Annotated in this window: 17 protein-coding genes; 9 read left to right on the top strand and 8 right to left on the bottom strand. The window is 67.6% G+C overall.

Features of this window, described 5'->3' with window-relative positions; genetic code table 11:
- Nucleotides 1–3 precede the first annotated feature (3 nt).
- Complete coding sequence (locus WME79_RS11865; protein ID WP_437534889.1) at nt 4–1,728, top strand: hypothetical protein; 1,725 nt, start codon at nt 4–6, stop codon at nt 1,726–1,728.
- 793 nt (nt 1,729–2,521) lie between these two features.
- Here WME79_RS11865 and WME79_RS11860 read toward each other — a convergent pair.
- A complete protein-coding gene (locus WME79_RS11860) occupies nt 2,522–3,166 on the bottom strand; it encodes a hypothetical protein (protein WP_437534888.1) in 645 nt (214 codons plus the stop codon).
- 933 nt (nt 3,167–4,099) lie between these two features.
- A complete protein-coding gene (locus WME79_RS11855) occupies nt 4,100–4,357 on the bottom strand; it encodes a phosphotransferase (RefSeq protein ID WP_437539827.1) in 258 nt (85 codons plus the stop codon).
- 56 nt (nt 4,358–4,413) lie between these two features.
- On the opposite strand from WME79_RS11855, the gene WME79_RS11850 reads away from it, so the two are divergent.
- Nucleotides 4,414–4,836, top strand: a complete 423-nt coding sequence (locus tag WME79_RS11850) for a Kelch repeat-containing protein (protein WP_437534887.1) — start codon at nt 4,414–4,416, stop codon at nt 4,834–4,836.
- A 964-nt stretch (nt 4,837–5,800) separates the two neighbouring features.
- Entirely contained in the window at nt 5,801–6,280 is a 480-nt protein-coding gene (locus tag WME79_RS11845) for a hypothetical protein (RefSeq protein ID WP_437534886.1), read from the top strand.
- Nucleotides 6,281–6,452: 172 nt separating this feature from the next.
- On the opposite strand, the gene WME79_RS11840 is transcribed toward WME79_RS11845, so the two are convergent.
- Complete coding sequence (locus tag WME79_RS11840; RefSeq protein WP_437534885.1) at nt 6,453–6,593, bottom strand: hypothetical protein; 141 nt, start codon at nt 6,591–6,593, stop codon at nt 6,453–6,455.
- A 51-nt stretch (nt 6,594–6,644) separates the two neighbouring features.
- On the opposite strand from WME79_RS11840, the gene WME79_RS11835 reads away from it, so the two are divergent.
- Nucleotides 6,645–8,006 carry a carboxypeptidase regulatory-like domain-containing protein gene (locus WME79_RS11835; RefSeq protein ID WP_437534884.1) on the top strand — a complete coding sequence of 454 codons (1,362 nt, stop codon included), beginning with the start codon at nt 6,645–6,647 and terminating at the stop codon, nt 8,004–8,006.
- Between the two features lie 358 nt (nt 8,007–8,364).
- On the opposite strand, the gene WME79_RS11830 is transcribed toward WME79_RS11835, so the two are convergent.
- Nucleotides 8,365–8,871, bottom strand: coding sequence for an amidohydrolase family protein (locus WME79_RS11830; RefSeq protein WP_437539826.1), 507 nt, complete (start codon nt 8,869–8,871; stop codon nt 8,365–8,367).
- Between the two features lie 74 nt (nt 8,872–8,945).
- Between WME79_RS11830 and tnpA the strand changes: the two genes are divergently transcribed.
- The 5 genes from tnpA to WME79_RS11805 all read left to right on the top strand — a co-directional run bounded on the left by tnpA (nt 8,946) and on the right by WME79_RS11805 (nt 14,637).
- Nucleotides 8,946–9,257 (top strand): IS66 family insertion sequence element accessory protein TnpA, encoded by a 312-nt coding sequence (gene tnpA / locus WME79_RS11825; protein ID WP_437528966.1) that lies wholly within the window; start codon nt 8,946–8,948, stop codon nt 9,255–9,257.
- Nucleotides 9,258–9,280: 23 nt separating this feature from the next.
- Nucleotides 9,281–9,610, top strand: coding sequence for an IS66 family insertion sequence element accessory protein TnpB (tnpB, locus tag WME79_RS11820; protein ID WP_437528963.1), 330 nt, complete (start codon nt 9,281–9,283; stop codon nt 9,608–9,610).
- Between the two features lie 50 nt (nt 9,611–9,660).
- Nucleotides 9,661–11,553 carry an IS66 family transposase gene (tnpC, locus tag WME79_RS11815; protein WP_437528960.1) on the top strand — a complete coding sequence of 631 codons (1,893 nt, stop codon included), beginning with the start codon at nt 9,661–9,663 and terminating at the stop codon, nt 11,551–11,553.
- 811 nt (nt 11,554–12,364) lie between these two features.
- Complete coding sequence (locus WME79_RS11810; RefSeq protein WP_437534882.1) at nt 12,365–12,514, top strand: hypothetical protein; 150 nt, start codon at nt 12,365–12,367, stop codon at nt 12,512–12,514.
- Nucleotides 12,515–14,322: 1,808 nt separating this feature from the next.
- Nucleotides 14,323–14,637, top strand: a complete 315-nt coding sequence (locus WME79_RS11805) for a hypothetical protein (RefSeq protein WP_437534880.1) — start codon at nt 14,323–14,325, stop codon at nt 14,635–14,637.
- Between the two features lie 68 nt (nt 14,638–14,705).
- Here WME79_RS11805 and WME79_RS11800 read toward each other — a convergent pair whose 3' ends face one another.
- The 4 genes from WME79_RS11800 to WME79_RS11785 all read right to left on the bottom strand — a co-directional run bounded on the left by WME79_RS11800 (nt 14,706) and on the right by WME79_RS11785 (nt 19,974).
- The gene (locus tag WME79_RS11800) at nt 14,706–15,290 is read right to left on the bottom strand and encodes an IS630 family transposase (RefSeq protein ID WP_437521138.1); all 585 of its coding nucleotides are present in this window, start codon (nt 15,288–15,290) and stop codon (nt 14,706–14,708) included.
- Nucleotides 15,287–15,673, bottom strand: coding sequence for a helix-turn-helix domain-containing protein (locus WME79_RS11795; protein ID WP_437521135.1), 387 nt, complete (start codon nt 15,671–15,673; stop codon nt 15,287–15,289). Before WME79_RS11795 ends, WME79_RS11800 begins: the two co-directional genes overlap by 4 nt.
- A gap of 60 nt (nt 15,674–15,733) precedes the next feature.
- The gene (locus WME79_RS11790) at nt 15,734–16,366 is read right to left on the bottom strand and encodes a glutathione S-transferase family protein (protein ID WP_437278563.1); all 633 of its coding nucleotides are present in this window, start codon (nt 16,364–16,366) and stop codon (nt 15,734–15,736) included.
- Between the two features lie 947 nt (nt 16,367–17,313).
- Complete coding sequence (locus WME79_RS11785; RefSeq protein WP_437534879.1) at nt 17,314–19,974, bottom strand: Kelch repeat-containing protein; 2,661 nt, start codon at nt 19,972–19,974, stop codon at nt 17,314–17,316.
- Between the last annotated feature and the right edge of the window lie 302 nt (nt 19,975–20,276).

The following is a 20,276-nucleotide window of genomic DNA, read 5'->3' as shown; positions in this document are numbered from 1 at the left end:
ACCATGGAGATTTCCCCCTTTGCCATCGAGACCCTCGCCCGCCGTGGCATCGTCCGCAGCGAGGCGCGTCGTGCCGGACGCGAACAGCTGGAAAAGTTGCTGCGTCTGCGCGGGCTTCCCACCCACGAGGCGCTGTTCGCCGCCGAGACTGCGATCGGCGGCTTCGCCGGCTCGGATCGCGCGCGGGACCCGCTGGAGCTCGCGAGCGGCGGTTCCTTCGGTCCCCCCTCGCGAGATTGGTGGGAGATCCTTCTCGGCCCAGCGGCGCTGCTGGAACGCAACATGACGAGGACGCTGTCCCGCGATGGCTTTTGGCCCATCGGGATCAGCGCCCCCTTCGCGGCGTTCGCGGGGCTCGACCCGTACCTGCACGTCTCTCATGACCGCGCGGAACGCGCCCAGGGATTGGTCGATCTCCTGGTGGCCGAGGACGGCACCGTCTCCGTGGAAGGCTCCTCGACGGGGAACACGCCGGTGCCCTACGCGGCGTCCCCCGTGATCCTGGTCGAGAAGCTCGCGCGCTTTCTCGACATCGCGCAGCGCGGCCTCCACCACCTGCGCCTCGAAGCCCGCCCGCGCGCTGGCGCCCGGCTCGCGGAGGCGCTCGGCGCTCGGCTCGCGGCGGCCGCGAGTGATGCTTACCACACGATCTGGGACGCCGAGGATCTCGTCATCGTCGACGGGCACCCTTCGGGCGCCGCGCCGGACCGGACGCTCGTCTTCGCCAGGTCGGTCGAGCGGCTCGCCCGGGCGGTCGAAGCGCTCGCGGGCTCGCCGGTGGTCGCGGCGATCGCCTGCGACGAGGTCGCTGTGGCTCTCCGCGATCCGGGCGAAGCCCCCGCGCCGGCGAGCCGCGGGCTCGTGCCCATCGGCCTAGATCGGCCCGAGCAACGGGGAGCGCTGCGCATCGATCGCAGCGCGTCAGGCGTCTCCCTCGTCCAGGAGCGCGACTTCGGCGGGCGTGTGCTCGAGCGCTACGACCTCCCGCAGGCGGGCGACCGGCTGGTGCACACGCGATGGATGCTCGCCGCCGAGGGGTTCCGGGGCGTGCTCACCGACCGCGCGGTAAACGCCCTGCGCGCGCGGGGGGTGCTCCGGGATCCGCAGCTCGCCGCCTCGCGCGCCCGCCTCGCGGAGTTGCTCGCGCCTCACGGCGTTGCGGCCAGCGAGCCGCTGTTCGCGTTCGAGCAGCACGCGGGCGGCCTCTGTGTCTCCCGCGACCACGGAGAGCACACCTGGCTGGGCCCTGCGCTCGAGCTCGAGGGCGGCGTCCTGCCCCGCAACGGGTTGGTGCCGATCGGCGCCTTCTCCAGGGGCCTGTACTTCATGGCCGCCGACGGCGCGATCCTCGCCGACGACGGGGTGGTAGAGCGCTTCGTCTTCGCGGATTCGTGGCGCATCTTCCTGGAGCGGTTCGCCCTGGGGCACGAGGCTCCGGACGTGACCCCGGGGTGGCCGGCCCGCCATAGCGCGAGCCTCTCCGAGGACGTGGGCGAGGCGCTGGCGCGGGCCCTCGGCGTCCCGCGCGCGCCCGAGCTCAGCGACCGGACGCAGTCGTTCTGGACGAGCGACGACCTGGTGATCTGGTCGACGCCCGCCTACCTCGAGTTCTGCGTGTCCCCCTGCATCCTCTACGCGGACGAACTTGCGGTGATCGAGCAGGCGCTCGCATGGATCCAGACGAACCATCCTGAGCTGAGCATCGAGCGGAGCGAGGGTTCGCGCTGATCGAGCGCCGGCACCGGCGGCCCACCCTGCTCCGGGTGCCCTGCCTGCTCCGGTGGGTGCTGCGTTTGCCCCGCTCGCCCCATTGTGGATTGAGGCGCTTGGGGCAGACGCGCGCAGCGCCGCGACGCTCCTGCGGCGCTGCTGGGGGATGCATGGATAAGTTGTTGATACAGCGTCGCTTTTTCTCGAGGGATGCGGATCGCGTAAGGTTCTCTATGTCAACCAGCGCGTGCAGCGTGGCCGTACGGTGGGACCGGTGATGCCGCGGGCCCTTCACCGCGGGCGACGCGGCGGTGCAGGGCGCTCCGTTGGGCCACACCGAAGCCACCCGCGGCGGCGTAAAAGGAGGAAACTATTAAAATTGCTGCTGTTTCCGGCGACCGCTCGCCATCGAGCGGCTTTTCTGGCGGGATTTCTGACCCGCAGATCAGCGCCCCCGGCGCAGGACCCGCGCGATCTTGCGAGACAGCGCGTCCGGCGCGACCGGATAACGCGCCACGTCCGCGGCGCCCGCCGCCACGAGCGCGTTCATCCGGTCCGAGGAGAGCCCGGACGCGCGACGGCATCCGACGGGATCCGCATCGCCGAGCTGCTGGCGCCCGCCCTTCCTGACCTGCCGCCGAGGGTCGTGTGCGCCAAGCCGCGCATTCGCTCATGACCAGCCCCACGACCGCCTCAGCGCCGATGGGCCCCGCGCGGCTGAGGGCTATCGCCCTGCCGGGGACGGAGCTGGGCACGTAGTGTGCGCGGTTCGACAGATCGCGCTGCCGACGTCCCTACGATGCCTTCTCCCTCAGAAGCGCAGGCCCAGATCGAGCGCTGCCGACGCGTAGACGTTGCTCTCGTCGGCGGCCTCGTACAACTGGGCAGAGCTACCCCCCGGCAGATCGTCGACGCGGGACGCGAGCTGGAAGGCGTAACCGGCGCCCGCGCTGCCGTCGATGTAGAAGCTGCCGAAAGGCAAGCGGTACCCCACCTCGATGTGCGGCACGCCGTAGAACGAGTGCGTCACCACGCGCTCCGCGGCCTGCTCGACGTTGGTGGCCAAGAGCTCGGCCGCGACGCCCAGGTGCAGGCCGCGCTGCGCGGGCTGAAGGTAATAGCGCCCGCGCAGCGCGACTCCATAGCTGAAAGCGAACGACCACTCCTCCTGGAGGAACAACGCGCGGCTTATCAGACCCCAGTGAAAAACGCGCGCGCTCGCGCCCACTGTCCAGCGCTCACCGCCGAGCTCCCCGCCCACACGCGGGCCGAACAACAACAACCCCGCAGGATCCACGAACGCCGAGCCGAGCACCGCGCGCTCGGGCTCGTCGCGCAGCGCCGTCTCCTCTCGTGGCGCAGCGCGCGCGGCTTCCTCTGCTCGCGCCTCGCGTCCTGTCGAAACCCCGATCGAACACACCACGACGCACGACCACGTTGCGATCCGCCGATTCATCGCGTTGCTTGCTCCTCTCGTCGCGAGCGCGAGGCACGATCGCCTGCGCGCGGCCCCTCACCCGTGCGAACGCAGCCGCAAGCGACGTGCCAGCTACTGAACCTCGCGTACACGCGGTGCTTTCAACGAGGCGCGCGCGACCCGAGACATTGCTGTCGCGGTACGCTCGAGCACACCGGCAGGAATAATCTGCCAAAGTTGCGCGCGCCCTCGCGGTGAGTCCAAGTCGGTGCCCGCAGGTCTCGGCGCGTTCGGGAAGGAGGTTGCTTTTGGTGCTGCACATGGGGCTACTTCCACGGACCAATCTGTGCCAATGTCGGGTGAGACAGGCTCGCCTCTGTGCCAAAAGATGCCAACGCCCGGTGAGACAGGCTGCCCTGGAAATCTGTGGCGAGAGGCGGAGAATGGCCCTGAGCCGTGCCGAAGCCGTCCCATCTCCGATCCGTCGATCTACCGCGCCCCAGCGGCGCGGGGCGTCGCTCCATCCGCACGATGTACCGGCTGCTCGCGGCGTCCGGCGAGAGCGGCGCGCGACGCGCACTGCGTGGGCCGATGAAGCATGCGAAGCCGACCGAGGTCCACGTGCACAAGCCCTCTTCGACACGAACTTCTACGTTCTGGACGAGGCCGGTCGATGGCAGCCGGACATCGTCGACGATTGGGTCTCAAGCGTGACACCGCCCGGCAACCTGCGAACTCCGCAGTCGGAGCAGGACCCAATGCAGCCGTTCCAGCGAGCGCACGTCATTACAAGCGACACCCGACCGATCGGGTTCGTGTGTGTCGGCCTACGACCGTTCAGATACATGCCGAACGACGTCGATTTCAGCATCGCGGAGCTCTTTTTGATCCACGGGAGCCGTGGCACCGGCGCAGGCCAAGTTGCGCTCCAGGTACTGTTCCATCGGTATCCAGGGCGGTGGCACCTCCGTGCTATACGTGACAACGCTCGAGCGATCCGATTCTGGACCAAGACGCTGCCGCTCCTTGGAGTGCGGGATCTAGGAACACAGCACGAGAGCGGCGATGTAGCCTGGCGGTTCGTGGCAGAGGGTTGACGTGCGCGGGACTGCCGAACTCTCTGACACGCGGAGCGACGTGCGCAAGGCCGAGGTCGACGACCTTGGCGACGCGCTCCCCGTCCTGCTCGGCGAGCAGCACGTTCTCCGGCTTGAGGTCGCGATGGACGATGCCGCTCGCGTGGCTGGAACGCCCTGCTCGTCTATGGAGGTTACACGAACGACGCCATGAACGGGACCGGCCTGTTCACGCCGGAGAACTACCTCGGCGACCTCTGGTGGTTCGACCTCGACACGGAGACCTGGGATCAGCTCGTCTTCGACGAGGCCGGCGGACCGGGCCACCGCGACAACGCGAAGCTGATCGCCGATGAGCACAACGACCGCATCTGGCTGTTCGGAGGCAGCCAGTTCGACGGTACCACCCTGTCCGATGTCTGGTACTTCGATCTCCACACCGGGACCTGGACCCGCGTGGACACCGCGATGACGGGGCCGGCGCCGGCGCCGAGGTTCGGCCAGTTCTACTTCACTCGCACGACCGCCACGGTCTACGAGCTCTACATCTTAGGAGGAGCGACCGCGGAGTTCGCGCCGGTGCTGCTCAACGACATGTGGAGATTGACGATCCCCCTCGCCTGCGGCGGCTGATCGCGAGCGTCGTCACCGGCCGAGCCGGACCGCACCACGCCCCGGTGCACAAGCTGACCGAAGCGGAACGCCGGCGCGCCGTCGAGACGGCCAACAGGCCCGAGTTCCGCAATCTCTCGCCCAAACAGATCGTGCCGCGCCTGGCCGATCGCGGCATCCATCTCGCTTCGGAACGGCCAGCTATCTTGACACTCCCCGCTCAGGCTTCTGGTCGAGCTGCGCGACGAGAACACGGCGCTGTCAGTATGCTCGCTTCATTGTCTCGCTCTCCCCGTCAATGCTGGGGGAGTGGTCGGCCCTCGCGCTCGATGTGCTTGCCGCTGTAGCCAACAGGGTGACGAGCGGCGGGCTGCGCCTCGGCGGGCCCTACCGGCGAGAGCTGCCTCACTTACGCGCCCGCTGTGTGCGAACAGGCGAGTTTACTCGAGGAACAGCGTGCATGGGCGACCATGACCAAAAGAAGAGATCTGTCCAAGACAGCTGGGGTTGAACGCCATTTCGGCATCACATCGCCTCGTCAAGCGCGCAGTCGATTCGCGCTTGACGCGAAGCAAACAATCTCCGATTCTGTTCCTTGAGCGGCATCCATCGGTGGCGACTCTTGACGAGGGAGGGCTTCGGTCATCGCGTAGGTCAAGTGCATGTCTTTCCTTGGGCAAGAGCTCCTGACCCTAGAGCACCGAACAGGTTGAACGTCAGCCAAATTCAACAGACTGGGTCACCTTCCGGATCCGCCGAGGAGCAAGCTGGAAGAGCACGGCATGCAGCAAGAGGAGAGGCAGCAAGGGGACAGAGATGGAATCATGTTCTTCTCTCCCCCTTGCGTCCCTTGCGATCCTCTTCTCATGAATCGATCTTCGCCGCATTTCAACGTGATCGGCGCTCTATGGGTTCCAAGGGTAGTCCGCGGGGTCCGTGGTTTCATCCACCCTGAACAAAGATCAATCTCTCGGAGGAGTCTACCATGAAGAAGCTCAACTGCTGGGCGGTCGCGCTCGGAGCTGTCATCTCGATCCCTACAAACGCCATGGCGCTGATTGGGGACAGCATTCACGCAGCATCCATCATCAACGGCCTGAGGAGGGTACCTGTCGGCACCTGGCGGTTCACGCTGGAACAGAGCGTGGCAGACGGCTTCGACGCGGCGTGTGTGTATAGCGTGCGGTGGAGCAACAACGCCGTCGAGCCATCCGACGCGAGTCTCACTGTCGAGGAGCTTGCCACATCAGGGAACATGGATTGCGAGAAAAACGCGCTGTCTCCTTTCTCGACGTCCGTTCAGCTCCGCAGGCGCGGCGTCAACACGGGTTTCGATAGCCGCCTGCAGAAACACCGCATTTCTCAGCTGCAGCTCGGAGAGGATGGCGGGTCTGGCGTGCTCAACGGCATCATTCAGTTCCATCCGGCGAGCGTCCCCTACAGTATAAGTCTGACCCCGATGTAGCGCCACGGGGCCAGCGGGCACGCCGCGACCAAGCCGACCAGGCGGTGTTCCCGCGAGGGCGGGCCGGAACATGACACCGAACGGGACAGCGCCCCCTTCCCGCGCCGGTGTCCCTGAAGAGAGAGGGACCATGCATCAGGTTGACTCGCAACCGAGAGTTTTGCGGGCGAAATCACGGCTCATGCGCTGCCTTCTCCTCGTCGCCCTGCTCGGCGCCGTCGCCTCTCTGGCGCTCCCACGGCATCGTGATGCGGATGCGGTCGCGGAGGCCGCCGAGCCCTCCGTCGATCTGCCGAAGAAGTGGCTCGCCCATAGGAGCAGAGCGATCGTCACGCCACCAGCAACGGCGAAGGAGGCAAAGGCGATGACGCGGGTGATCACCGGGTATGTTTATGGAGTCGATGGATCAGCCCTCGAGGGCGCCACTGTGGTCGCGGCGAGCTTCGAGGTCGCCGGCAACGTGCTCTCGACGGCTGCCACCTCCCGGACCGATGAGGATGGACGCTTCGAGCTTGAACTCCCGGACAATACCTACCAGCTCAGCGCCAGCAGGGAGGGATACGGCGCCGCATCGGCTGCCGCGCACAGCGGCGAGATCGTCAGCCTCGTGCTGCCGAAGAGCGGGATTATTGAGGGTCGTGTGCAGGACGAGCGCGGCCAGCCAGTGGCGCGCTTTTCTATCGACGTCATCTCGGCCGTGACCGCGGACACGCCTGCGACGCCTACCCCGCTGTCCAAAAGGTTCGAGAGCCACGATGGCTCATTCCGTGTCGAGCAGCTGCCGTCTTGGGAAATCGTGGTCCGGGCGACCGCAGAAGGGTTCGCGCCCGCATTCTCGGAGCCCTTCACGGTGAACGCTGCGGAGTCCGTCGAGGTGACCCTGACGCTCGCGAAAGGCTGTCTCATCGCCGGTCGCGTCGTGGATGCGACGGGAGCGCCTCTACCCGGCGTCTTTGTCGATGCCGAAGCGCTCCTCGTCGCTGGTGAGATGAGCGAAGTGTCTCTGGAGGCCGCGGCCCAGGCGACGAGCGAGAGCGACGGCTCCTTCATCCTTGGGGGCGTCCCGAAAGGAACTGTCGTCCTCCGCGGCTATGACGGATTGAACGCCGTCAGCTCGATTCATCTGCAGATCGCGGAGTGCGATCGCGTGCAGCCCGTAACGCTCGTGATGGCTCCCGGCGGCGGGGTCGCCGGCGTGGCGCGAGCCCCTGACGGCAGCCCCCTGGGCGGCGTAAGGCTCACGCTGCTCCACCGGGCGATCGGCTTCGTGAACACGACGAGCGACGATGACGGGCGCTTTCGATTCGACCAGATACCGGCCGGTCCAATCCGCTTGATGATGCAGCGCGGGGAGCAGGTCGTGGTCAGCGGGATTGTTATCCAGGAAGGGAAGACGATCGACGCGGACATCAGGCTTCCCCGTCAGGGTCGGGGAGAGCTTCGGGGCCGCGTCGTGGCCGGCGGAAAGCCGCTCTCCTCGGTGCGCCTCATGGTGGCGAGCTCCACCGCCGACGGCGGCGTGGAGATCCATTACCCGATGACAGCGGAGGACGGGAACTACCGAGTGTCGTCGCTCCCACCGGGCCCCTACCTGGTGAGCGTCGTGTCGACGAGCATCGGCCGGGGGACGCGGCTTCGACCGGGCGAGGTCACGACGCTGGACCTGGAGGTCGACCCCTCGGCAACGTCCACGGCCGGGGACGCGCATGACGCGTCGCCGATGTGAGCCTGTGCCCGCATGAGCCGCCGCGAAGCGGCGCAGACGTCCGGCCATCCGTGGCCGGACCTCTGGCGGGCGGAGCGAGAGACCGACGCGGGTTTCCGGGCCGAAGCACGTGACCATGCGCAGCTCGCTCGTGTAGCGCTGCCCGTCCGCGTCGACGAGCCAGCGCTGGTCGGGCTGCGGGAGCATTGATGCCGCGAGCCCTTCACCGCGGGCGACGCGGCGGCGGAGGGCGCGCCGTTGGACCACACCGGAGCCGTCCTCGGCGGCGAAACAGGCGGAAGCTACGAAAATCGCTCCTGTTCCCGGCCGCCCGGCAGGGCGGTCTCGATCGGGTAGTGGGCGGAGAGGCGTTCCATGGTCAAAGGCGGTAGAGACGGCAGGCGTTGTCGTGGAAGAGCTTGGCGCGGTTCCCCGCGGGCTCGGCTACGAGGAGCTCGTCGAGGAGCCGCACCCTGTCGCCGAGCGAGGACGTGAGGTTGCACACGGGCCAGTCACCGCCCCAGACAATCCGGTCCCAACCGAAGCAGGCGACGGCGTGCTCGACATAGGGCCGCAGCGCGTCGGCGGTGACTGCGCCCGGCTTGGCGTAGGTGACGAGGCCGGAGATCTTGCAGGCGACGTTCGGGCGGCGGGCCAGCTCGCGAAGGTCCGCCCGCCACGGGTCGAGCCCGCCACCCGCGATGTCCGGCATGCCGCAGTGGTCGAGGATGAGCTGGGTTGCCGGCGCCGCGTCGGCCAGCGCCGCCGCCAGCGGCAGCTGGCGGGCCCGCACGCAGATGTCGAAGGTCAATCCGGCCGCGCCGAGCGCGGCGACGTGGCGCCGGAAGAGCGCGCCTTGGGAGGTGGCGTCGGGCGCAACATACAGGATGCGGCGGATGGTAAGCGCTGCGTGAAGCGCCGTCTCACCCAGGACGCGCGCTCCAGTTCATGATGGTGTGCATGACAAGTACGAGAACGACAGAAGCGATGTGGGCCGAGCGCGTTCAGGCGTGGCGCGACAGCGGTGAAACAGCGGAGGCGTTTGCGCGGAGCCGCGGCTTTGCGGCCTCGACGCTGCACGGCTGGTCGAGTCGACTGTCGCGGGCCGAGCCCCCGCGCTTTCTGCGTCTGGTGCCGAAGGCGCCCGCCGTGACGAGCAGCGCTCCGGAGCTTGTCGTCGAGGTCGGCGGCGTGCGCGTGCGAGTCGCCGCGGGATTCGACCCCACGCTGCTGGCGGAGGTGGTCCGCGCCCTTGGCGGGGCGGCGCGATGATCCCGGCGGGCGTGCAGGTGTTCGTGGCGCTGGAGCCGGTGGACATGCGTTACGGCTTCGAGCGGCTTTCGGGTCTCATTCGTGAGCGCGTGGGGTACGAGGCGCGCTGCGGGGCGCTGTTCGCGTTCATCGGCAAGCGGCGGACCACCATCAAGATTCTCTTCTTCGACGGCAGCGGACTCTGCCTGTTTTCAAAGCGCCTCGATCGCGGCATGTTCGCGCTTCCCGACCCGCCAGCCGAGGGGGCGACCCACGTCGAGGTGGACGACGCCACGCTCGAGACGCTGCTCGACGGCATCGAGATCGCGCCCACGTCCAAACCGCGAAAGCGCGCACCGCGCCGCGTTCACTGAGCCGCACGAATCCGCTCGACAACGACGCCCGACTTTCGTAGAGCGGCGTCGTGCACGACGCCGCCGACACGTCGAGGCCGACGCCCGAGCAGCAGCGCATCGCGCAGCTCGAAGCAGAGCTCGCCGCGGCAAAGAGCGAGCTCGTGGGAGCGCGCGATGCACTCGCGCAGCTTCGGCGCGCCTACACCCGTGCGCTCGAGCAGCTCCAGCTTCTGCGACATCGACTGTTCGTGGCAAAGGCGGAGCGCGCCGAGGTGAGCGCGGAGCAGCTCGCGTTCGACTCGATGTTCCTCGAGGTTCAGCGTCTCGAGAAAGCGCTCGACGCTGCCGAGCGCAACAGCGGCGAAGAGCGGCAGCACGACGACCCCAAGGGGCCGAAACGAAGGTCCGGCGGCAAGGGCCGTCGCGACCTGTCCGAGTCGGACCTGCCCGTCGTCCGCATTGAGCTCTCCTGCCCCGAGCTCGATGCGACGGCGACGCGCATCGGCGTCGAGGAGACCTCGCGACTCGGCTACGAGCGCGGCGGAATGCGCCGCATCGTGCTCGCACGTGTCGTGTACAAGGTCGAGAGGTCCGTCACGGACGTGGGCAGCTCTGGGGAAGTGGAAACCGCCCCATTGCAGGTCGTCGCGAAGGAAGTCCAGACGCCGACGCCCGATGCGAGCGTCAGCGCGGAGAACAGGGCGGCGGCCGGCAAGCTGAGCGCTTCCTCCACAACTCTGGACACGCCGCAGCCGGCGCCGATGGGCGAGACGTGCACCGCCTTCATCACGACGCCGCTTCCCAAGGAGCTGTTCCGACGGTCGTTTCTCGCACCGTCGATCATCGCGCACATCCTCACCAGCAAGTACCTGCTCGGTGTCCCGTTCTATCGACTGGAACAGCAGCTGGAGCTTCAGGGGGCGCCGCTCGATCGCGGCACGATGTGCCGTTACGCCGAAGACGCGGGCGCGACCTTGGGCGCCATCGTCCAAGCGGCGCGGAACGAGGCATTCGAGACCGCCTTCTGCCTCTCCACCGACGCCACTGGGGTCTCTATACAGCCTGGATCCATCCAGGAGCGCAAGGACAAGAAGCCCGGACCGTGCCGCAAAGGTCACTTCTTCGTCGTCCTCGCGGACAAGGATCACGTCTTCTTCGAATACCAGCCCAAGCATACCAGCGCTGCGGTCTGCGAGATGTTCCGCGGCTTCTCGCGGTATATTCAGGCAGACGCCCACGCCATCTATGACGCCCTCTTTCGCGGCACACCCCCGAGGGGCGCTGCTGCCAACGAGCAGCGCGGTCCGCCTCCGACCGAAGTCGGATGCTGGTCGCACTGCCGTACCAACTTCTGGGAGGCGGCGGTCTGCAAGCACGAGCTCGGTGTCGAGGGGCTGCGCCGTATCAACGCCCTCTTTGCCGCCGATCGCAAGCTCGCGGATCTTGCGCCCGCGCAGCGCAAGGTGCGCCGTGACACCGTCGTCCGCCCGCTGGTCGACGCGTTCTTTGCCTGGGCGAGGGCCGAGCACGCACGTCCCCGCGAGCGCGGCCTCGTCTCCACCGCGCTCGGCTACGCCCTCAACCAGGAGCAGCCCTTGCGGCGTTTCCTCGACGACGGCCGCCTGCGCTTGGAGAACAACGCCAGCGAGCGAGCTCTGCGATCCATTGCCGTCGCGAGAAAGTCCTGGCTCTTCTTCGGCAGCGACGACCACGCCTCTGCCGCGGCCAACCTCTTCTCGCTGGTGGCGAGCTGTAAGCTTCACGGCCTCGACCCCGAGGCCTACCTGGCCGACGTCATCCGTGTGATGCCCTACTGGTCGCGCGAGCGCTACCTCGAACTCGCCCCCAGGTACTGGGCGCGCACCCGCGCCCGGCTCGTCGTCGACGAGCTGAAGGTTCCCCTCGGGCCGATCACCGTGCCTCCTCCGCTTCCCGCGGAGGAGCAGCGCGCGACGAGCTGACCGAGCCGGTTCCATCGCCCCCATCCTGCACCGGCCGACCGGCGTTGGGGTCGACGGCGCCTCATGCAGCGCTTACGGCGGATGCCTTTCAGCTTCGGATGACGGATCGCTTCGAGGTGCGCGGGGAAGTCTGCGTTCTCCGGCCGGCCCGACGCGACGACGCCGCGGATGCCGCTGGAGGGGTCCTCGGCGAGGGCGCAGAAGAACTTCGCCTCGTCCCCGGCATGCGCTTCGGGCACGTCGACCTCCATGAACACCGTCCCGGTGATGTCGCAGCTCGCAGCGGCCGCGCGGTACTCGGCGAGGGTGAAGGGCGCCGTCGCGAGCGCCGGTAGGCTGGCGGTCCACTTGTACGGAAAGCGGTCGCGGTAGACGAGGTGCTGGTGGCTGTCGATGCGCGGCATGGCGGGACGATGTCAGTGCGCGGCCGGCAGGGCCGCGACGCAGTTGCCGTAGCCGATAAGCCCGACGGCGCCCTGATAAGCCCGACAGTGCCCAGCAGGAACGCGATGCAGTCGAGGACGAGGAACCGGGTCGCCGCGCGGGCGGATCTCCATTCGCCGATGGCGACGCCGTAGCCGCAGCTAAGGAAGATCCTGTAGATCGTCCAGTGGAGAACTCGAGGCGGCCCATGCGCACGTGCCAGAGGCCGTAGAAGAAGAACTGGCGGGACGATTCCGCAGCGGCGAACCGTCGCGATCCGTCGCATGCCCCGGGATTTGCGCAGGGCGTGACGACGGATCGCAGCCCCTCGGAAGGCGTGGGCCCAACCCGGGCCCAAGCGTCAAGCCTCGGGCCTGGGGAGCTCGCCGTGACCGGGCCGTCGCCTCGGGCTGCGGTGATCACCTCGCTCGCCAGCGCCCTGAGCCGCGCCGTCGCCCTCGGGGATGAGGTGGGGGCTCGGGTCGTTCACGAGGCGCTCGGTCGGCTGCTCAGGCTGCCGGTGGCACCGGAGGGGTGAGCAGGCTTGGGCCGAACGTCGAGCCCGCCGCTCGCGTGGACTCCGCTGCCGGAGCCTTGCCGCTCGCCAGTGCCCGCAGGCTCTACTGGGATCGCCCGCGCGCTGCGGTTGCGTGCCGAAGCGCCCCGGAGGCATCCGGAGAGTGCGCCCATGCATGCAGGCAAAAATCTCAGACCATATCAAGATTTCAATCATGGCCGCAACGTAAAGAACGTGTTTCCAGCCAACGTACGAAATCTCGCGAATCTGGGCCCTGGACTTCCAGTCCCTGCGGCTCTCCACCCGAACAAGCCTGTTGGAATTGGGTCCCGGATGGCGACCCTCAACCGAGCCACATCAATAGCATTCTGTATAAAATTTCGAAAATCCGGCTGCGCTCGATCATTGTCATTGTTCGCAATATTAACCATCTGCTGCAGCCGACGACGAACCCCCTGATCGCAGTTCGGATAATCGGAAAACCCATCAAACTGATTGGCGGCGCGAATGATGTCGATCAAATTTTTCGCCCCGCGTGCCCCGAATTGAGAAGGATCGTGCGCCAATCGATTCTCCAGAACCCGTTGCATCCACCCCATACTATCCAATGTGTCTGCTGCCAGGTAGTCGGCGTGGGAAGGACTGCGGGCCTCCGACATCAACAGTCTGGCGACAGCTCCAGCTTCAGTAGCAGGATCCGGCAACTCTATCGCAACGTCAACCACAACCCCTAGTGTCGCCTGGATTCCGGACCGTGTCGCCGCAGTCACCGTTACAGCGCCACTGCCTGATGTTGTAGCAAGCGCGCTGAGGTAAAACGAAAAATTGCCAACGGCGCGTATGCGAGGTTTGCCATCGACGCTAACCACATCAGGATCACTGCTCGTTATTCTGGGAACACCATCCGCGCGTGGAACATCCGCGAGCTCGATGCCGGCCGAAGAGTTCCCTTCGGTACTCGATATGTGAATAGTCACAGCCGTGACATCTGCTCCATGTCGCCGAAAACGCATAGTTCACCTTCATGTAGCGCAAGGCCCAAATCGACGCTTTGCTACTGCACCACTCTCCAGACCTGTGCAAGGCCAGGGTCTCTACCAGCGACTCGCAATCCCGCGGCAACGAATCAACCCGCTTCTTCGTTACGAGATAACTGCTACCTCTCGAAGCGGCTTCGTCGGGTGAGCGAATCTGGGATTCTGTGCAACGCAAAACAACATCCGATCGAGGCTCTTGAGCTTCTTGAGTGCGCACGGGGGCACAGCCTACAGACGGCAGGCAGAACAAGAGCGCAACCCAGATGGAGCCACCGAGCGCACGGGCGAACTTATGGAGTTTGAATTCGCCGTTCCATAGACAGCGATTTATCATATTCCATTGAATAAAATTAACGCCGAAGACAGGAGGGATCCGGGTCGATAAACAGGTCAGCCATGCAATCGGATTTGTCGCCTCACTTCGATGCGGACTATCCTCCAACGAGGAGCTGCGCCCCTCCTCGACCGCCAGATTGCCCCCTGGCAGCATCTCCCTGCAGCGCTGCGATCGCGCCTCTCCGGGGAGACGTCGCCGGCTTCGCAGCCTCATGTTCCCGAACGAGTTCGACGTCTCCCCAGTATTCCCCGCCACCATCCAACGCCCCCTGTCGCGAACGGATACGCGAGCCTATCGTAGGACAGCGGCAGGGGGAAGGCAGGAGCTCCGACGGTCTCGATGCTGGCGGATAATTGGAAACATGACCGTCCGTAGCGCAAGCGCCCGACCAACGCCAGCGTGATCGTCGGCGCAGCGCCGGTTACCTGTCCCCCTTCGCGACGAAGGAGGAAGCGATGGCGACGAGGGTGGAGGGGGTCGAGCGATGGGAGCGCAGCGGGCTGATTGCCGAGAAGCTCGCGCGGCACGAGGGGTACAAGCTTTACCAGCTGTACTGGTGCCGCTGGAAGCTGCGGGCCTACGGACCTTCGCAGCCCCTGCCGTGGGCCTCGACGGAGGCGCCGCGCTTCCTGCCGGTGCAGTGGTGGCCGACGCCTCGCCGGTCGTGGCGGAGCCGCTCGAGATCGCGCTGTCCAAGAGGCGGGTGGTTCGCGTTCGGCCTGGCTTCGATCTCGCCACGCTCGAGCGCCGCGTCGGAGACGTCGTGCTGACGCTGCCGGACACCGCGGCGCTCCTACGGCGCTCGCCGAGGCGCTCCGCTCCAATCCTTCTGGGCGCTCTAGAGCGGGGAGCAGGTCCGAGGGATACAGTACCCGCAGTGGTTGAACCAGCCGCGAGCGTCCACCGGAGTGATCGCGCCGATCGCATGTCCCATCGACTTGTAGACGGCTGAGGGCGATCGAGGCGCATCCGCTCGGATCGACTCTTTGATCTTGGAACCACAATTCTCGACCGGAGAAAAGTCCGGGGAGTAGGGCGGCAGGTACATCAGCTTCGCGCCAGCACCTTCGATCGCTTCGCGAACGCCCCGCGTGCGGTGCGACCCGAGGTTGTCTGCGATGACGACTTGGCCTGGCCTCAGCGCCGGGACGAGCTGTCCCTCGACGTACGCGCGGAAGGCTACGCCGTCCGTCGTGCCTTCGAACGCGAAGGGAGCGACGGCACCATCGAGGGCCAGCCCGATCGTGAGCGTGATCGTGGGGTCGGTGTTGATCGGCACCGCACCGTGGGCACGGACTCCCCGTGGCGCCCATGCGTACCTCCGTGTCATACCCAGATTGGTCCCAAATTCGTCAATAAAAACCAGCTCTTGTGGATCGAGTCGAGCGAGCTTCTTCGCGAAGGCCTTGCGAGCCGCTGTCACACCTTCCGTGTCGCGCTCGGCTGCGTGGAGCGCTTTTTTTTCCGGGTGATGTTCAGCCGCCGCAACGCCCGGCCGACGGTATGGCGGCTGGCTACGATGTGATCACGGCGCGCGAGCTGGTCAGCCAAATCGTCCAGGGTCGCGTCGGAGGACGTCGCCACGAGCGACCTCAGGTCATCCAGGGCTTGCCCGTCGATCCTCGGTCGCGGCCCGTTGGCGCGAGGACGCGGCGCAACGCTGCCGGTCGTCCGGTAGAGCGTGAGATAGGACTGCACGGTTTTCGGTGCGACTTCGAACTGCTCGGCCAGGTCGCGTACCGATCCTGCCCCATTCTCGTACGCCTTGACGATGCGCTCTCGAAGGTCGAGTCCGCAGGGTCGCATCCTTGCTGCCCTCCCGCCATGGGGATGCAAGCAGCGTGCACCTCGGACCTGCTCCCCGCTCTAAGCCCCAGGCATCTTGAGGCCGCGCTCGTCCATCACGGCTTTGTTGCGCGCCTCGCTCTTCGCGTACGCCGGGCGGGCTTTGACCCGCTCGGCATATCCGGTGAAGCTCGGGCGCGGCTCGAGCATCTTGAAGTCGAGCATGTACGCGATGGTGCCGCCGAAGATGACGTCGGCCATCGAGAACTCCTTGCCGAGGACGAAGTCACGGCCAGAGATGGCCGATTCCATCGTCGCGATCATGTCGTCGTAGTTGCCCCAACCGGCGGAGCCGGCGCGGAACTCCCAGTTGCCGGCCTTGGCCATCGAGCCGGGCTCGATGACCGAGGGGGCGAAGAGCGACCAGCGAAAATAAGTGCCGCGCGCCGCGTCGTCGAGCTTCGGCGCGAGGCGGCCCGAGGCATAACGATCCGCGAGATAGAGGCCGATCGCCGCGGATTCGGTGACGACGGTGTCGCCGTCGACGAGCAAGGGCAGCTTGCCCATCGGATTGAGCTTCGTGACGTCCTCCTTCTTCTGGTCGCCGGCCATGATGTCGACGAACTTGAGCTCGTACTCGACGCCGACTTCCTCGAGCATCCACACCGTGTTGGCGGCGCGCGAAAACGGGTGGTGGTAAAGAACGATGGCCATGGTGGTGTCTCTTTCTCCGTTCGTTTCCGCCGGTCGGTCGGCGGCGCAGCGGAGGCTACCAGAGGCCGGCCCCGTTGGGCGCGGCGCCAGGTGCGGCAGAGTTGAATTCCTCTGCCCGCCGCGTTCATGGCTCCCGCCTCGGCGCGTGGCGACCTCGACCGCTACCCGGCGATGATCACCGGCTCGAGCCGCGGCCACACGAACGAGAGCGCGCAGGCGCCGCGCCGGCGCCTCCAAAGCTCGCTCAGCGGGCCGAGCACGCGGGCCTGCGCCGCAGGCTGCTTCGTTCAGGCGGCCCCCTGGATGGGATGAGGCAGCCCAAGCGGCGCCTGGACCCATCATGCCAACCACACCGGTGATGCCACGGACCCTTAACCGTGGGCGATGCGGCGGCGCAGGGCGCCCCGTTGGGCCACACCGGAGCCACCCTCGGCGGCGAAACAGGCGAAAACTATCAAGATTTCTACCCGGAGGACCTGCGCACCCGCTTCGACGCCGAGCGGCCGACGGTCACCCTACCGCTCACGGACGCGCCAGCTGGCGCTGCCGCCCTTCTCCTGCTGGACGCCACCGACGGGACGAGCAGGAGGAGTCTCCTTCAGGCTTCGCGCGCAGCGGGCATCAGAGCCTCCGCCTCGTCGCGTCGCCTCGTTAGCCGGGCGCGGTCGACCTCGAGGCCTCCGGCGGGTAGGAAGTCCAAGCGCTTTTGTGGATATCAAGAAATCCCACAGTTTCTCCAGCCTTTGGGTCGGGTCGAGTGGACAGAATCTCCCCCTGTGCGCTCTCGCTCGCGTGAGGAAATCCCAGAAGAATCAATATGTTATATGACCTTGTGATGAGCGAAGTCACCACCGTGAGCTACCGTGGCCCACCGAAGCCCATGCCCAGCTCCCCGTGATCGGATCGTAGATCTCAGCATCGGAGCCGCCGACGACGGCGCGATGTCGTCAGCCAGCATTCCTCGGCGCTCTGCGCGACGTACCTCTCCGTCGCCACCGCAGGCCTATCAGGGCGAACGTCGAGAGCAGGCCCGCGTGGGGTGTGGAGCTCGGCATCGTGCGGCTGAGGCTACAGCCACCCCCGCTCGGTGCGGATCCCCCGCTCGGTGCGGAGGACGAGGAACTGCTGCCGGTCACGCCGGCGCCCGCCGAAGCAGCACTGGAGCCCCCCACTCCAGCACTGCCAGCGCTCGCTCCGCCGCCGCCAGCGTCCGTATCGCCGCCAGTACCCGCTCCGCCGCCGCCAGCGCTCGCTCCGCCGGCGCCCGCTCCGCCGCCCCCAGCGCTCGCTCCGCCGGCGCCCGCTCCGCCGCCCCCAGCGCTCGCTCCGCCGGCGCCCGCTCCGCCGCCCCCAGCGTCCGTATCGCCGCCAGTGCCCGCTCCGCCGCCCCCAGCTCCGCCGCCAGCACCCGTATCGCCGCCGCCAGCGCCTGCTCCACCGCCGCCAGTACCCGGGCCACTGCCGCCCTCACGGGTCCCGCACCCGTCTGCCTCGCCTTGAGTGCCCCTGCAGACGCCGCCGCTGCAGCTATCCCCCTGCGTGCACGCATCGCCGTCGTCGCACACAGGGCCCGTGAGCTGCGCACAGACTCCATCGAACGCCGCGCCCGCGGCGACCGAGCAGGCATCGCATGGGCCTGCGTCACACGCCGATCCGCAACAGACGCCGTCGACGCAGAAGCCGGTTGCGCACTCGGCGGCAGACGCGCAGGCAGCGCCTCCCACGATGAAGCGCTCGGCGCTCGTGGTGCGCCCTTCATCCGGGTAATACGTCGGCAAGACCTGACCGCCCGCGACGAGCACGCTGCCGTCGAGGAGCAGCGTCGCCGCATGGTAGCTGCGCACGGTGGACATGGGCAGCCCGGCCGTCCAGCTGGCGCTCGACGGATCGTAGAGGTGAGTCACGTTCGTGTGCTCCTCGGTGTAGAAACACCCCTGGCTGATGCCGGGACGGCAGTCTTCCCAGAATGCCTCGAACCCTCCGGCGACGAGCACGCGTCCGTCCGGCAAGAGCGTGATCGTCCGCCCCTGGAGGGGCCTGTCCACGTAGCCCCCTTCGCCGGAAGGCTGCCGCAGGATGTGAGGCAGCCCCGGGGCGAGGGTCCACGTGTCCGCGGCGGGGTCGTAGACCTCCGCGTTGCGGTCGTTCCAGGAGGTCGCCACCACGAGGACCTTTCCATCGTGGAGCAGCGTCGCCTCGTAACCGTCTCCGTGACGAGCGTTCATCGTCGCCGCGGGCGCCCACGTGTCGTCCGCCGGGTCATAGATCGCGGCCTGATTGGCGCCGTGCGCGCCTGGTGACCCCGTGACGAGGACCTTCCCGCCCGGGAGCGGCGTGCTGGTAACACAGCACCCCGCGATGCCCGGCGTGGACCTGACAGTCCACGTGTCGACGGCAGGCTCGTAGATCTCGGCGCCGGAGGGGCTGAAGGCCAGGACGCTCCCGTCTTGAAGCAAGAGCGGCGCGTGTCCCGATCTCACGCTGGGCATCGACGCCACGGCCGTCCAGGTGCCCGCCGCCGGATCGAAGACCTCCGCCGTGTCGACGAGGGTGGAAGCATTGGCCGAGATCCAGCTCCACCCGCCGGCGACGAGCACCCTGCCGTCCTGCAGCAGCGTGGTCGAATGGCCGCTCCGGTCGTCCGTCATCGTGCCCGCGGGGGTGAACGTGTCCGTCGCCGGATCGTAGAGCTCGGCGGAGTCTGCCCTCGGCTCTTCGCCGAAGGCCTTCAGGTCTCCGCCGATGAGGAGGGCCCGGCCGTCCAGGAGGCGAATCGCCTGATGCCCTGCGCGCGGGCGGTTCATCGATGCTGCCGCGACCCAGCTCGGGTCCACGAGCAGCGCCGCCCCGGGCGCGGCGTCGACCCACAGGGCGATCGATCCGCCCTCGACGCTGAGCCGTGTGGCGACAGGCCGCCCTCCCGCCGCGTACGCGGCCGGCGCGGCCACGCGGACGCGCGCCGCGCCGCTCGCGTCGACCACCTCCACGATGTCGCCGCGCAGCCGCGGTAAGCCCCCGCTGACGCTCCACCGCGCGGCCGGCCGCCCGCGCTCGACTCCGGCGCTGAAGAACAGCCACTCTTCATAGCCGTCCTCCGTCGCCATCCAGAACGACGCGCCCCCCGGCAGCGCATACGCGACGCTGCCCTCCTCGATCCGCCCCGCGCCGTGCGCGTTCGCCTCGCGGACGTCGATCGCGAGCCCGTCGGCGAAGGCGAAGCGAAGAGCGCCCTCCCCACGCTCCGGGAGCCGCAGCCGGAGCCCGCGCCGCGCCTCCTGCCCGGGGAGCTCGAAGCCGCTCCCTGGGACGGCGACGAAGCGCTCGGCGCCTTCGAGGGCCGCCGCCGCCTGCTCGGGGAACGCCCCCCGCAGCGCGGCATGCGCCTCCGAGCCACCCTCGCCGGTGCCGGCGCAGCCGAGGCTCGCCCCGAGCGCGGCCAGCAGCAGGAGCGCCGGGCCTGCCGCCGCGGCCCTCCGGGTACATGCCCGAGCCCGCGCCTCCCGAGCTCCGCTCGCCGGCTCGTCAGGCTCCTGTCCGTCTACGGCTCTTCGCGTGCGCTCCGGCAGACCGGCTCGATCGTGCCCCTTGCGGACTCGGTGGTGACGCATCGCCATCTCCCGGAAAGTAAACGACGCTCGACTCGGAGGTTCGGGCCTCGCGAGCCGAGGGCGGGTTGCGCTCTGATTAAGCCCTTGGATGCCCGGAGCCCACGTGGCATTCACGGGACCGCGCCACCCCCTCCGGTCGTCGGGAGCGCCTTGCTTTCACCGGTCGGACTGGCGGATCTACCCTATGGCCCTGGACAGCATCTGGGCCTTGCGGCGCAGAGCCGATCCGTGAGACTTTTCGTGGGGGAGGTCACAAGAGGCGACGAGCTAGATGGACCTGGTCCGGCGGCTTCGGCTGACCA

The sequence above is a fragment of the Sorangium sp. So ce726 genome (assembly GCF_051521405.1).
Lineage (GTDB): Bacteria > Myxococcota_A > Polyangia > Polyangiales > Polyangiaceae > Sorangium.
The sequence above is the reverse complement of the archived record's forward strand: the minus strand, read 5'-3'. Positions and strand labels throughout refer to the sequence as shown.